Genomic DNA, 11,607 nt, shown 5'->3' with positions numbered 1-11,607 from the left:
CATGGCGGTCAAGGCAGCAAAAATCAGCGTCTACGCCTGGGAAGGCACGGACCGCAAAGGCAGCAAGGTGACCGGCGAGTTGAGCGGCCAGAACCCTGCATTGATCAAGGCCCAATTGCGCAAGCAGGGCATCAACCCGGGCAAGGTGCGCAGGAAATCCGCCTCGCTGCTGAGCTTCGGCAAGCGCATCAAGGCTCAGGACATTGCCCTGTTCACCCGGCAGATGGCGACCATGATGAAGGCCGGCGTGCCGCTGTTGCAGTCATTCGACATCATTGGCGAAGGCTTCGAAAACCCGGCCATGCGCAAGCTGGTGGACGAGGTTAAACAGGAAGTGGCCGCCGGCAACAGCTTCGCCGCCGCGCTGCGCAAGAAGCCGCACTATTTCGACGAGTTGTACTGCAATCTGGTGGATGCCGGCGAGCAGTCCGGCGCCCTGGACACTCTGCTGGAACGGGTCGCCACCTACAAGGAAAAGAGCGAAAGCCTCAAGGCCAAGATCAAGAAGGCCATGACCTACCCGGCCGCCGTGGTGCTGGTGGCGGCGGTGGTGACCGGGATTCTGCTGGTCAAGGTGGTACCGCAATTCCAGTCTGTGTTCTCCGGCTTCGGTGCCGAACTGCCGGCCTTCACGTTGATGGTGATTAGCCTGTCCGAATTCATGCAGCAAGGGTGGTGGGCGATTCTCGGTGTGCTGGTGGCCGGTTTTTTCGGCACCCGTCATGCCCTGAAAAAATCCCAGGCCTTGCGCGACCGACGCGATGCCTGGTTTCTCAAGCTGCCGCTGGTGGGCACGTTGATGTACAAGTCCGCCGTGGCGCGGTTTGCCCGGACCCTGTCGACCACCTTCGCGGCCGGCGTGCCGTTGGTGGAAGCCCTGGACTCGGTGGCCGGGGCCACCGGCAACGTGGTGTTCAAGCGCGCCGTGCTGCGCATCCGCCAGGACGTCTCCACCGGCATGCAGCTGAATTTCTCGATGCGCTCCACCGGCATCTTTCCGAACATGGCGGTGCAGATGACCGCCATCGGCGAAGAGTCCGGCGCACTGGACGAGATGCTCGACAAAGTCGCGGGGTTCTACGAGGACGAGGTGGACAACATGGTCGACAACCTCACCAGCCTGATGGAGCCATTCATCATGGTGGTGCTTGGGGTGATCGTCGGCGGCCTCGTGGTGGCGATGTACCTGCCGATCTTCCAACTCGGCTCAGCGATCTGACATGCCTATCGACGAACTCCTCAGCCTGTATCCGCTGGCCTTTGTCTTCACCGCCCTGCTGCTGGGGCTGGTGGTCGGCAGTTTTCTCAACGTGCTGATCTGGCGCCTGCCGAAAATGCTCGAGCGTGAATGGCGCCAGCAGGCCCACGATGTGCTGGGACTGCCCGGTGAAGCGCCGTTGCCCACCTACAACCTGATGCTGCCGCACTCTCAATGCCCGCACTGTGGCCACCGGATCCGCGCATGGGAAAACATTCCCGTGTTGAGTTACGTGTTCCTGCGCGGGCGCTGTTCAAGTTGCAGAGCACCGATCAGCAAGCGCTACCCGCTGACTGAACTGGCCTGCGGCCTGCTCTCGGCGTTCATCGCCTGGCACCTGGGTTTCGGCTGGCCCGCGTGCCTGCTGATCGTGCTGACCTGGGGCCTGTTGGCCATGAGCCTGATCGACACCGAACATCAGTTGCTGCCCGATGTGCTGGTGCTGCCGCTGCTGTGGCTGGGGCTGATCGTCAACAGCTTCGAGCTGTTCGTGCCGCTGCACGATGCCCTGTGGGGCGCGGTGCTGGGTTACATGGCGCTATGGTCGGTGTTCTGGCTGTTCAAACTGATCACCGGCAAGGACGGCATCGGTCACGGCGATTTCAAGTTGCTAGCGCTGCTCGGGGCCTGGGGCGGCTGGCAGGTTCTGCCGCTGACCATCCTGCTGTCTTCGCTGGTGGGTGCCGTGCTCGGGGTGATTTTGCTCAAGCTGCGGGACCAGAAAACCTCGTCTCCGATCCCCTTCGGCCCGTATCTGGCCATTGCCGGCTGGATTGCCTTGCTCTGGGGTGGTCAAATAACCGGCTTCTATTGGCAGTTTGTCGGTTTGAAATGAATACCCCTGTGGAAAAACCCTGGATTCTCGGCCTGACCGGCGGCATCGGCAGTGGCAAAAGCGCCGCCGCCCAGCACTTCATCGATCTCGGTGTCCACGTGGTGGACGCCGATCACGCGGCGCGCTGGGTGGTCGAACCGGGCCGCCCGGCGCTGGCGAAGATCGCCGAACACTTCGGCCCCGATGTGTTGCAGGCCGACGGCACGCTGGATCGTGCAGCCCTGCGTAAACTGATCTTTGAGGTACCGGAGCAACGGCGCTGGCTCGAAGCTTTGCTGCATCCGCTGATCGCCGAGGAAATCGCCCATCACCTGGCGCTGGCACAATCGCCTTACGCGATTCTGGTCTCGCCGCTGCTGATCGAATCCGGGCAATACGCGATGACCCAGCGAATCCTGGTGATCGACGCCCCGCAACAACTGCAGATCGAACGCACCTTGCAGCGTGACCAGACCAGCGAACAGCAGGTCCAGGCGATCCTCAAGGCCCAGTCCAGCCGCGAAGACCGCGTCAGCCGTGCCGACGATGTGGTGGTCAACGACCGCGACCTCGCCTGGCTGCACAGCGAGGTCGAGCGCCTGCATCACTTTTACCTGACATTATCCGGAGGCCAATCATGAGCCAGACCCCAACCGTCAACTGCCCGACTTGCGGCGCGCCCGTGGAATTCACCCCGGAAAACAAATTCCGTCCGTTCTGCTCGGACCGCTGCAAACTGATCGACCTCGGCGCCTGGGCGTCGGAAGAACACAAGATTCCGGTGGCCCCGGATGCCGAGGACGAACTGTTTTCCGGCGATTTCGACCCGCGTCACTGATCCCGTTCAGGGCCGCATGAAGCCGTAGTCCTGATCGTCGTCGAGGTTTTCCGCCAGAAAACGCAACTCGTCGGCCAGGTCTTCGGCGTTGCGCACCGCCTTGCTCTGCTGCACCACCGCGCTGAGCAAGGCGCGCAGGCTCAGGCCCGGATCGAACCCTACCTCCTGCGCCATCTCCAGACTCTGCCGGGTTTCCTGCCTCGCCCACTCGTACACACTCATGCCGCTGCTCCTGAAGGGATTTGGCCGAGCATGAAATGCCGCGCGCAGAGCGGATTTGATGTGGATCAAGACTTGGGATCGTCGTCCTTCCACGGCGCCGAAAGGTAGCGGGTGCGGTTGAAAGTCTCCAGCCATTCCGGGCAGAACACCACCAGAGCGCTGACCACCATGCCGTTGATGAAGGCTTCGGGAAAAATCAGCAGCCACAGGTAACCGATGAAATCTTCCAGCCATTCGGGCATGGCAAAGAGGCCGTCGTACCAGAGCAACGTCAGGCTCAGCGTCAGACACAACAACGCCGACAGCGCCGCGGCGAAAAAACCGGAACAGAAGATGTACACGAACGGATTGCGCGGTTGTGCGCGCTCGACCAGGATCGCCACGCATTCGGTGATCAACACCGGCAACAGAATCAACAAGGCGCCGTTGACCCCGACGGCCACCAGATCCTGACGTCCCAACAGCACCAGCCCCAGTTGCGCCATCAGTCCGCCGACGATCGCCAGCGGCCAGTCCAGCAGCAGCGTCACTGCCGTCATGCCGATGAAGTGGTAAGACACGCCGGTATCGAAATCCCTGCGCACCAGCCACAACAGAAACAACGCGAACACCGTGCCGAACAGCAAGTGCTGACGGCGGTTGTCACTGAACAGCTCAACCCACGGCGCGCGGCCAATCGCCCAGAGCAGCACCGGCAGGTAAATCAACCATCCCAGCAGCAGGCTCGCAGACGACAGCAGCTCGGCGCCGATCATGGGCGAGCCTGCTCCAGCGCCTCACGCAGTTCAGCCGCCTGGGTGTATTCATGCCGGGCCAGCAAGCACCCGTCCTTGAGCTGCAGCCAGAGCACCGTGCCTTCGGTCCCGGGATAGCGCGAGGCCACGCGGCTTTCGCGATCAAGCAACACTCGATAGCTGTAGTCACGCATGGCCGGTACGGCGAACATCTTCGCGATCAGCGCCGGCATACGCTGGATATCGGCGACAAACACCGCATGCCGCGCCTCCAGATAGCCCTTGGGCTGATCGGCCATGGCTTGCTTGAGCAGTTTCGCGCCGTCCATGTCACGCGCCACCAGCAGCGTCGTGGTGCGGTTATCAAGGGTAAACGGCTGATCGTACTGATCCAGCAACGTCCAGGGTGCCAGCCGCTCGCCGATTTCCAGCGCATGGGCCCATAACGGAACGACAGCGAACAACAACAGCCAGCGAAATTTCACATTCAGCCCCTTTCATTCGACGTTGATACACGGAGCCATCAGTCTACACCGACCCTCCCGACTGCCCACTGATGCACTTTGCCGCGCGAACGCTTTCTGCTTGTCGCAATTGAACGCTAAGCTTGGGCCTATGGATGACTCAGATTATTTACGCCTGCTGACCATCGCGGCCGAGCAAGCCAACGCGTTCCTGTCCAATGCCCGCAAATGGGAGCGTGAGCGTTGGGTTTGCCAGCGCCTGCTGCAAGGCTTGAATATTCCTTATCGCGCCGACGAGTTCGCCCCTGCCGGAGAGCCACCGGACGTGCTGTTTCGCGACGCCAACTTCGAGGTGTTCTTCGTCCTTGACGAAGGCCGTCGGCTCAACGACGAATGGCGCGATGAGCTGCAACGGCGGCGCAGTGCGTTTTCCCTCAGCCAACTGGTGCGCCGTGAAGCCAAGCCGCGGCGGATTCCGGCCAATGAATTTCTGCTGAGACTGGCACCGACCTTGCGCAAGAAGGCGCACAACTACAAGGAACGCGGGATGGACCTGGGCGAGCTGGACATCATTGCCTTTGCCAGCCTCAAACGCGAAGTGCTCGACCTGAACAGCCACTTTCCACCGCCCACCGAATACCTGCGTCAGGGCTGGCGCTCGCTGTCGCTGGTCGGGCCGACCTTCGCACGGGTGCTGTTCGCCCATCCCGATGCCCCGGATTTTCTGCGCGGCAACCTGGGGCGCAGCATCGTGTTCGATGTCGGGATCAGCCTGTGACGCCGCTGCAACAATTGATCGCCGATGTCCCGCAAACGGGATGCGTGCGCTGGATTGGCGTGCGTCCTGAGTCTCGTGGGCCGATGATCGAGCTCGACGCCGTAGAGGCACGCCTTGAAGCGGGACTGACCGGGGATCATGCCCGCCCCGGTGTACGTAACGCCCGACAGGTCACGCTGATTCAGTTCGAACACCTGGCCGTGATCAGCGCATTGATGGGACGTCCCCACGAGCAACCGATCAGGCCTGAAGATCTGCGGCGCAATCTCGTTATAAGCGGGATCAACCTGTTCAGCCTCAAGGGGAGGCGCTTTCGCATTGGCCAGGCGATTTTCGAAACCACGGGCTGGTGTCAACCGTGCGCGCGCCTGCAGAACAATCTCGGACCCGGAACATTCCAGGCCGTGCGCGGGCATGGCGGAATCACCGCGCGAGTGTTACAAAGCGGGATCATTCGCCTGGGGGACGGTGTGTCGGTCGAACCGATCCCTGACAGTGGCTATGCTGCGTTCAATCCCGGTTAAAAAAACCGCTGTAGCTTGTTCACATTCAGCAACGTCTACCCCTGACGAGGCCTCATATGACCAGCCGCCTGAACCCCGAAGACCAGAAGCATGTCGAAGAGTACCTGCAGTTGTCCCAGCACCGTGTCGAGCGCCGGCCATTCCGGCCGTGGATGCTCCTGGTGCTGGTGCTGGCAGTGACCATTGGTCTGGGCCTGTTGAGCCGTTTAATCAGTTACCTGACGCTATGAGCTGCATCGCGCTCGCTCGGTTAGCTGTACCGATTTCCTTTAAAAACCTTGCGAGCTATCCCTATGTCCCATCGTATTGTCATTGTCGGCGGCGGCGCCGGCGGTCTGGAGTTGGCTACCCGTCTGGGTAAGACCCTGGGCAAGCGCGGTACCGCCAGCATCATGCTGGTCGACGCGAACCTCACGCACATCTGGAAACCGCTGTTGCACGAAGTGGCCGCCGGATCGCTGAATTCTTCCGAAGACGAACTCAACTATGTCGCCCAGGCCAAATGGAACCACTTCGAGTTCCAGCTGGGGCGCATGAGCGGGCTCGATCGTGAGCAGAAGAAGATCCAGCTGGCCGCCACCTACGACGAAAACGGCGTGGAGCTGGTCCCGGCGCGGGAAGTGCCGTACGACTCGCTGGTGATCGCGGTCGGCAGCACCACCAACGATTTCGGCACCCAGGGCGCCACGCAACACTGCCTGTTCCTCGATACCCGCAAACAGGCCGAACGCTTCCATCAGCAACTGCTCAATCACTATCTGCGCGCCCACGCCGGGCAGACCGATGCGATCCAGCAGATCAGCGTGGCCATCGTCGGCGCGGGCGCCACGGGCGTCGAACTGGCAGCCGAACTGCACAACGCCGCCCATGAGCTGGCCGCCTACGGTTTGGACCGGATCAAACCGGAAAACATGCACATCACCCTGATCGAAGCCGGGCCACGGGTGCTGCCCGCCCTGCCGGAGCGCATCAGCGGGCCGGTGCACAAGACCCTGGAGAAACTCGGGGTCAACGTGATGACCAACGCCTCGGTCAGCCAGGTCACCGCCGACAGCCTGATTACCGCAGACGGCAACGAAATCAAGGCGAGCCTGAAAGTCTGGGCCGCCGGGATCCGCGCGCCAGCGTTCCTCAAGGACATCGATGGCCTGGAAACCAACCGCATCAATCAGCTGCAAGTGCTGCCGACACTGCAAACCACCCGCGACGAAAACATCTTCGCCTTCGGTGACTGCGCCGCGTGCCCGCAACCGGGCTCCGATCGCAACGTTCCACCACGGGCCCAGGCTGCTCACCAGCAGGCGTCGTTGCTGGCCAAATCACTGAAGCTGCGCATCGAAGGCAAGACCCTGCCGGAGTACAAGTACACCGACTACGGCTCGCTGATTTCGCTGTCGCGTTTCTCGGCGGTGGGTAACCTGATGGGCAATCTGACCGGCAGCGTGATGCTCGAGGGCTGGCTGGCGCGGATGTTTTACGTGTCGCTGTACCGCATGCACCAGATGGCGCTGTATGGGCCGTTCCGTACGGCAATGCTGATGCTCGGCAGCAAGATCGGACGCGGCACCGAGCCACGCCTGAAGCTGCACTGACGTAAAAATATCGTGGGGGCGAGCTGGCTCGTTCCCACGGTGTTTTGTCTTCTACTGTATCTGCCCTCGCTTTCCCCACCTTCGCTTACAAACGCCCCGCTCCTCGACACAGACGCGATACACCGCCACCGCTTAATGGCCACACCCGAGCACACCTGCTCCGGCTTGATCGCCCTTAACGTGTGGTTGCGCTGTGCAACCGAAGGAGAATGCAATGTCCCGTACTTCGAAAATCGGCAAAAACGCCCTTGGCCTGGTCGGTGCCGTACTGGCCGGCGGTCTGATGCTGTCCGGCTCGGTGTTTGCCGCGCAACCGTTGGCCCAGGGCTACATGGTTGCTTCGGCCGAGACCTCGGTGAAAACCCCGGAAGGCAAATGCGGTGAAGGCAAATGCGGCGATGCGTCGATGGCCAAGACCGACACCGATGGCGACGGCAAGGTCTCGCGCGCCGAATTTCTGAAAGTTGCGCCGAAGTCCGACTTCGACAAGATCGACACCAACCACGACGGCTTCATCGACGAGCAAGAGGCGTACAACAACGTCAAAGCCAACTTCGAAGCCAACGGCAAGAAAATGCCGAAAGGTCTGTTCGAGCACCTGAAAGACCAGGACGGTGCCTGATTTTTCAGCCTGCCTGACAAAACAAAGCCGCGCTTTCTCTGACGAGAAGCGCGGCTTTTTCATGCCTGCATGATTACAACTGGAAGCGCCGCACCATGCCCTGCAGGGCATTGGCCAGTTGCGACAGCTCGTAGCTCGACGCGCTGGTTTGATCGGCACTCGCCGCCGAACGCACCGACAGATCGCGAATGTTCACCAGATTGCGATCCACTTCCCGCGCCACTTGCGCCTGCTCTTCAGCGGCGCTGACGATCACCAGATTGCGCTCGTGGATTTCATGGACCGACGCCGTGATCGTCTGCAACGCTTCACCGGCCCGCGCTGCTTCGATGGCGGCGTTGAGCGCCAGCAGGTTAGCCTGCTCGCTTTCCCAGGGTTCCGCGAAGAACCAAAAAAAATCCCCGTATCTTTCGATACGAGGATTTTTAATATGGTCGGGGTAAGGGGATTCGAACTCCTGACATCCTGCTCCCAAAGCAGGCGCGCTACCGGACTGCGCTATACCCCGGTAAAAAAAAGGCGACCTTTCAAAGATCGCCTTCTTCGATCAGCGCTTTTGGCCTCTGATCTTAAGATTCGATCCCAGTGTTACCTGGTTTCAAAAATGGTGGGTCGTGTGGGATTCGAACCTACGACCAATTGGTTAAAAGCCAACTGCTCTACCAACTGAGCTAACGACCCAAAAATGGTCGGGGTAAGGGGATTCGAACTCCTGACATCCTGCTCCCAAAGCAGGCGCGCTACCGGACTGCGCTATACCCCGGTTTGAAATTGGCTCCGTGACCAGGACTCGAACCTGGGACCCAATGATTAACAGTCATTTGCTCTACCGACTGAGCTATCACGGAACTACATATTTCAATTTACTACGGTGAAACTTGCAGCTTCTCGACATCGTTTTCGCATCGCTGCGTTCGTGTGTCTGAGGCGCGCTATTCTACAACCTAGAACACCTCTGTCAACCCCCTAAATTGCTTTCAAGTTAATGATTTGCAACTTATTTCAGATTTCCGCCCAGTGAGCTGAAACCGTGTTGGTGACTGACTGCGGGGCGCACTTTACAAGCCTTTTCCTTTGAGTTCAACAGCCTGGCGAAAAAAAAGGCCTCGCAGTGCGAGGCCTTGATGACGACACCACCGTCGGGCGTCAGTTGAACGTGATCTCGTCGTTCTCCACGACGCCGGTCGCGGTCTCGCCTGGCATGAAGCGCCCCGACAGGATCAACTGCGCCAACGGGTTCTCGATCCAGCGCTGGATCGCCCGCTTCAGCGGCCGTGCGCCATAGACCGGGTCGTAACCGACGGCAATCAGCTTGTCCATCGCTTCCGGGCTCAGTTCCAGCTTCAGCTCGCGCTCGGCCAGACGACTGCGCAGACGGCCCAGCTGGATCTCGGTAATGCCCGCGATCTGGTCCCGCGCCAATGGTTCGAAGATCACCACTTCGTCGACCCGGTTGATGAACTCCGGACGGAAGTGGGTGGAAATCGCATCCATCACCGCCGCACGTTGCGCCTCACGGTCACCGACCAGTTCCTGGATCTGCATTGAACCGAGGTTGGAAGTCATGACGATCACGGTATTGCGGAAGTCCACCGTGCGGCCATGACTGTCGGTCAGACGGCCATCCTCCAGCACTTGCAGCAGGATGTTGAACACGTCCGGGTGCGCCTTCTCGACTTCGTCCAGCAGGATCACCGAGTAAGGCTTGCGACGTACCGCTTCGGTCAGGTAACCGCCCTCTTCGTAGCCGACGTAGCCCGGTGGCGCACCGATCAGCCGCGCCACGGAATGTTTCTCCATGAACTCGGACATGTCGATCCGTACCATCGCCTCTTCCGTATCGAAGAGGAATTCGGCCAGCGCCTTGCACAGCTCGGTTTTACCGACACCGGTCGGGCCGAGAAACATGAATGAGCCGCTCGGGCGATTCGGGTCGGACAACCCGGCGCGGGAACGCCGCACCGCGTTGGCCACTGCGACCACCGCTTCGTCCTGGCCGATCACGCGTTGGTGCAACAGGCTTTCCATCTTCATCAGCTTGTCGCGCTCGCCTTCAAGCATTTTCGACACGGGGATGCCGGTCCACTTCGAGACGACTTCGGCGATTTCCTCTTCGGTCACCTTGCTGCGCAGCAATTGGTTCTCGCTTTTGCCGTGCTGGTCGACCATTTGCAGGCTGCGCTCCAGATCCGGGATCACCCCGTACTGCAACTCGGCCATGCGGTTCAGGTCGCCTTTACGTCGCGCGGCCTCCAGCTCCTGACGGGACTGTTCGATCTTTTGCTGAATCTGCGCAGAACCCTGCACCTCCGCTTTTTCCGAGTTCCAGATTTCTTCCAGATCCGAGTACTCACGCTCGTGGCGATCGATTTCTTCCTGGAGTTTCTCCAGACGTTTCTTCGCCGCCTCGTCGCTTTCTTTCTTCAGTGCCTGGGATTCCACCTTCAGTTGAATCAGGCGCCGCTCCAGACGATCCAGCACTTCCGGCTTGGAGTCGATCTCCATACGGATGCGGCTGGCCGCCTCATCGATCAGGTCGATCGCCTTGTCCGGCAGCTGCCGGTCAGTGATGTAGCGATGGCTGAGTTTGGCCGCCGCAATGATCGCGCCGTCAGTAATCGCCACCTTGTGGTGAACCTCGTAACGCTCCTTGAGGCCACGCAGGATCGCGATGGTGTCTTCTTCGCTCGGCTCGTCCACCAACACTTTCTGGAAGCGCCGTTCGAGGGCTGCGTCCTTCTCTATATATTGGCGGTACTCATTGAGCGTGGTCGCGCCGACGCAATGCAATTCGCCACGAGCCAGTGCCGGCTTGAGCATGTTGCCGGCGTCCATCGAGCCTTCGCCCTTGCCGGCGCCGACCATGGTGTGCAGCTCGTCGATGAACAGAATGATCTGCCCTTCTTGCTTCGACAGTTCGTTGAGCAGCGCTTTCAGGCGCTCTTCGAACTCACCGCGATACTTGGCACCGGCAATCAGCGCGCCCATATCGAGGGACAGCAGACGCTTGCCGCGCAGCCCATCCGGCACTTCGCCGTTGATGATGCGCTGGGCCAGCCCCTCGGCAATCGCGGTTTTACCCACGCCAGGCTCGCCGATCAGCACCGGATTGTTCTTGGTGCGGCGTTGCAGAACCTGAATGGTGCGACGAATTTCATCGTCACGGCCGATCACCGGGTCAAGCTTGCCGTCTTCGGCGCGCTTGGTCAGGTCGATGGTGTATTTATCCAGCGCCTGACGTGATTCCTCGTGGTTGGCGTCATTGACCGCCTCGCCACCACGCAGGTTGTTGATTGCGTTTTCCAGGGCCTTTTTGCTCACGCCCTGGCCGAGCAGCAACTTGCCGAGTTTGCTGTTCTCGTCCATCGCGGCAAGCAGCACCAACTCGCTGGAAATGAACTGATCGCCCTTCTGCTGGGCCAGGCGGTCGGCCTGGTTGAGCAGACGCGCCAGATCCTGCGACATGTTGACGTCACCGGTCGGGTTCTGGATTTTCGGTAATTGATCGAGCTCTTTGGTCAGCTCTTTACGCAAGCTGTTGACGTCGAAGCCCACCTGCATCAACAGGGGTTTGATCGAACCACCCTGTTGTTCAAGCATCGCCTGCATCAAATGCGCCGGCTCGATGGCCGGATGATCGTGGCCGACAGCCAGGGATTGGGCATCGGACAACGCCAACTGCAATTTGCTGGTTAAACGGTCTATACGCATGGGTCACCTTCCTTTTGAGCAGGCCGGACCTGAAAACCATCCTGAATAAA

At 60.3% G+C, this 11,607-nt stretch carries 14 protein-coding genes and 4 tRNA genes; 9 read left to right on the top strand and 9 right to left on the bottom strand.

All coding sequences use genetic code 11. From position 1 onward, the window contains the following. The first annotated feature begins 1 nt into the window (after position 1). The 4 genes from ACKJSM_RS10225 to yacG are packed head-to-tail and all read left to right on the top strand — an operon-like array spanning position 2 to position 2,910. Complete coding sequence (locus tag ACKJSM_RS10225) at positions 2-1,219, top strand: type II secretion system F family protein (protein ID WP_410237350.1); 1,218 nt, start codon at positions 2-4, stop codon at positions 1,217-1,219. A gap of 1 nt (position 1,220) precedes the next feature. Further along, entirely contained in the window at positions 1,221-2,093 is an 873-nt protein-coding gene (locus tag ACKJSM_RS10220; protein ID WP_410237349.1) for a prepilin peptidase, read from the top strand. Continuing rightward, positions 2,090-2,713 carry a dephospho-CoA kinase gene (gene coaE / locus ACKJSM_RS10215; RefSeq protein ID WP_207983964.1) on the top strand — a complete coding sequence of 208 codons (624 nt, stop codon included), beginning with the start codon at positions 2,090-2,092 and terminating at the stop codon, positions 2,711-2,713. Before ACKJSM_RS10220 ends, coaE begins: the two co-directional genes overlap by 4 nt. After that, on the top strand, positions 2,710-2,910 hold the full coding sequence (yacG, locus tag ACKJSM_RS10210; protein ID WP_039771664.1) for a DNA gyrase inhibitor YacG: 201 nt from the start codon (positions 2,710-2,712) through the stop codon (positions 2,908-2,910). The genes coaE and yacG overlap by 4 nt, the downstream gene beginning before the upstream one ends. A gap of 6 nt (positions 2,911-2,916) precedes the next feature. Here yacG and ACKJSM_RS10205 read toward each other — a convergent pair whose 3' ends face one another. The 3 genes from ACKJSM_RS10205 to ACKJSM_RS10195 form a co-directional block, all read right to left on the bottom strand. Further along, positions 2,917-3,132 carry a hypothetical protein gene (locus tag ACKJSM_RS10205; RefSeq protein WP_007959584.1) on the bottom strand — a complete coding sequence of 72 codons (216 nt, stop codon included), beginning with the start codon at positions 3,130-3,132 and terminating at the stop codon, positions 2,917-2,919. A gap of 65 nt (positions 3,133-3,197) precedes the next feature. After that, positions 3,198-3,887 (bottom strand): energy-coupling factor ABC transporter permease, encoded by a 690-nt coding sequence (locus ACKJSM_RS10200; protein ID WP_236182049.1) that lies wholly within the window; start codon positions 3,885-3,887, stop codon positions 3,198-3,200. After that, entirely contained in the window at positions 3,884-4,351 is a 468-nt protein-coding gene (locus ACKJSM_RS10195; RefSeq protein ID WP_410237348.1) for an FAD/FMN-containing dehydrogenase, read from the bottom strand. The genes ACKJSM_RS10200 and ACKJSM_RS10195 overlap by 4 nt, the downstream gene beginning before the upstream one ends. Before the next feature lie 130 nt (positions 4,352-4,481). Here ACKJSM_RS10195 and ACKJSM_RS10190 point away from each other — a divergent pair, with 130 nt between their 5' ends. From ACKJSM_RS10190 to ACKJSM_RS10170, 5 genes are all read left to right on the top strand, one after another. Further along, positions 4,482-5,108 (top strand): DUF1780 domain-containing protein, encoded by a 627-nt coding sequence (locus ACKJSM_RS10190; RefSeq protein ID WP_007959580.1) that lies wholly within the window; start codon positions 4,482-4,484, stop codon positions 5,106-5,108. Next, positions 5,105-5,632 (top strand): MOSC domain-containing protein, encoded by a 528-nt coding sequence (locus tag ACKJSM_RS10185; protein ID WP_410237347.1) that lies wholly within the window; start codon positions 5,105-5,107, stop codon positions 5,630-5,632. Before ACKJSM_RS10190 ends, ACKJSM_RS10185 begins: the two co-directional genes overlap by 4 nt. 56 nt (positions 5,633-5,688) lie before the next feature. Then, complete coding sequence (locus tag ACKJSM_RS10180; protein ID WP_003228304.1) at positions 5,689-5,862, top strand: DUF3094 family protein; 174 nt, start codon at positions 5,689-5,691, stop codon at positions 5,860-5,862. A 63-nt stretch (positions 5,863-5,925) separates the two neighbouring features. Then, positions 5,926-7,224: an NAD(P)/FAD-dependent oxidoreductase gene (locus ACKJSM_RS10175; protein WP_410237346.1), complete on the top strand. Its 1,299-nt coding sequence runs from the start codon at positions 5,926-5,928 to the stop codon at positions 7,222-7,224. Between the two features lie 214 nt (positions 7,225-7,438). Beyond that, entirely contained in the window at positions 7,439-7,846 is a 408-nt protein-coding gene (locus tag ACKJSM_RS10170) for an EF-hand domain-containing protein (protein WP_410237345.1), read from the top strand. A 73-nt stretch (positions 7,847-7,919) separates the two neighbouring features. Here ACKJSM_RS10170 and ACKJSM_RS10165 read toward each other — a convergent pair whose 3' ends face one another. The 6 genes from ACKJSM_RS10165 to clpB all read right to left on the bottom strand — a co-directional run bounded on the left by ACKJSM_RS10165 (position 7,920) and on the right by clpB (position 11,557). Further along, positions 7,920-8,150 (bottom strand): hypothetical protein, encoded by a 231-nt coding sequence (locus ACKJSM_RS10165; protein ID WP_410237344.1) that lies wholly within the window; start codon positions 8,148-8,150, stop codon positions 7,920-7,922. Positions 8,151-8,277: 127 nt separating this feature from the next. Next, positions 8,278-8,354 (bottom strand) — tRNA-Pro (locus ACKJSM_RS10160). 97 nt (positions 8,355-8,451) lie between these two features. After that, positions 8,452-8,527, bottom strand: a tRNA-Lys gene (locus tag ACKJSM_RS10155). Between the two features lie 5 nt (positions 8,528-8,532). Beyond that, a tRNA-Pro gene (locus tag ACKJSM_RS10150) sits at positions 8,533-8,609 on the bottom strand. 9 nt (positions 8,610-8,618) lie between these two features. Further along, positions 8,619-8,694, bottom strand: a tRNA-Asn gene (locus tag ACKJSM_RS10145). 298 nt (positions 8,695-8,992) lie between these two features. Next, positions 8,993-11,557 carry an ATP-dependent chaperone ClpB gene (gene clpB / locus ACKJSM_RS10140; protein WP_236182043.1) on the bottom strand — a complete coding sequence of 855 codons (2,565 nt, stop codon included), beginning with the start codon at positions 11,555-11,557 and terminating at the stop codon, positions 8,993-8,995. Positions 11,558-11,607 lie beyond the last annotated feature (50 nt).

It is taken from the genome of Pseudomonas sp. PHC1 (genome assembly GCF_046487845.1).
Classification (GTDB): domain Bacteria; phylum Pseudomonadota; class Gammaproteobacteria; order Pseudomonadales; family Pseudomonadaceae; genus Aquipseudomonas; species Aquipseudomonas sputi.
Note: the sequence above shows the minus strand (reverse complement) of the source record. Positions and strands in the feature narration are given on the sequence as shown.

Coding starts and splice junctions, on each gene's coding strand:
- ACKJSM_RS10225 (WP_410237350.1), top strand. CDS start 2: ATGGCGGTCAAGGCAGCAAAAATCAGCGTCTACGCCTGGGAAGGCACG.
- ACKJSM_RS10220 (WP_410237349.1), top strand. CDS start 1,221: ATGCCTATCGACGAACTCCTCAGCCTGTATCCGCTGGCCTTTGTCTTC.
- coaE (WP_207983964.1), top strand. CDS start 2,090: ATGAATACCCCTGTGGAAAAACCCTGGATTCTCGGCCTGACCGGCGGC.
- yacG (WP_039771664.1), top strand. CDS start 2,710: ATGAGCCAGACCCCAACCGTCAACTGCCCGACTTGCGGCGCGCCCGTG.
- ACKJSM_RS10205 (WP_007959584.1), bottom strand. CDS start 3,132: ATGAGTGTGTACGAGTGGGCGAGGCAGGAAACCCGGCAGAGTCTGGAG.
- ACKJSM_RS10200 (WP_236182049.1), bottom strand. CDS start 3,887: ATGATCGGCGCCGAGCTGCTGTCGTCTGCGAGCCTGCTGCTGGGATGG.
- ACKJSM_RS10190 (WP_007959580.1), top strand. CDS start 4,482: ATGGATGACTCAGATTATTTACGCCTGCTGACCATCGCGGCCGAGCAA.
- ACKJSM_RS10180 (WP_003228304.1), top strand. CDS start 5,689: ATGACCAGCCGCCTGAACCCCGAAGACCAGAAGCATGTCGAAGAGTAC.
- ACKJSM_RS10175 (WP_410237346.1), top strand. CDS start 5,926: ATGTCCCATCGTATTGTCATTGTCGGCGGCGGCGCCGGCGGTCTGGAG.
- ACKJSM_RS10170 (WP_410237345.1), top strand. CDS start 7,439: ATGTCCCGTACTTCGAAAATCGGCAAAAACGCCCTTGGCCTGGTCGGT.
- clpB (WP_236182043.1), bottom strand. CDS start 11,557: ATGCGTATAGACCGTTTAACCAGCAAATTGCAGTTGGCGTTGTCCGAT.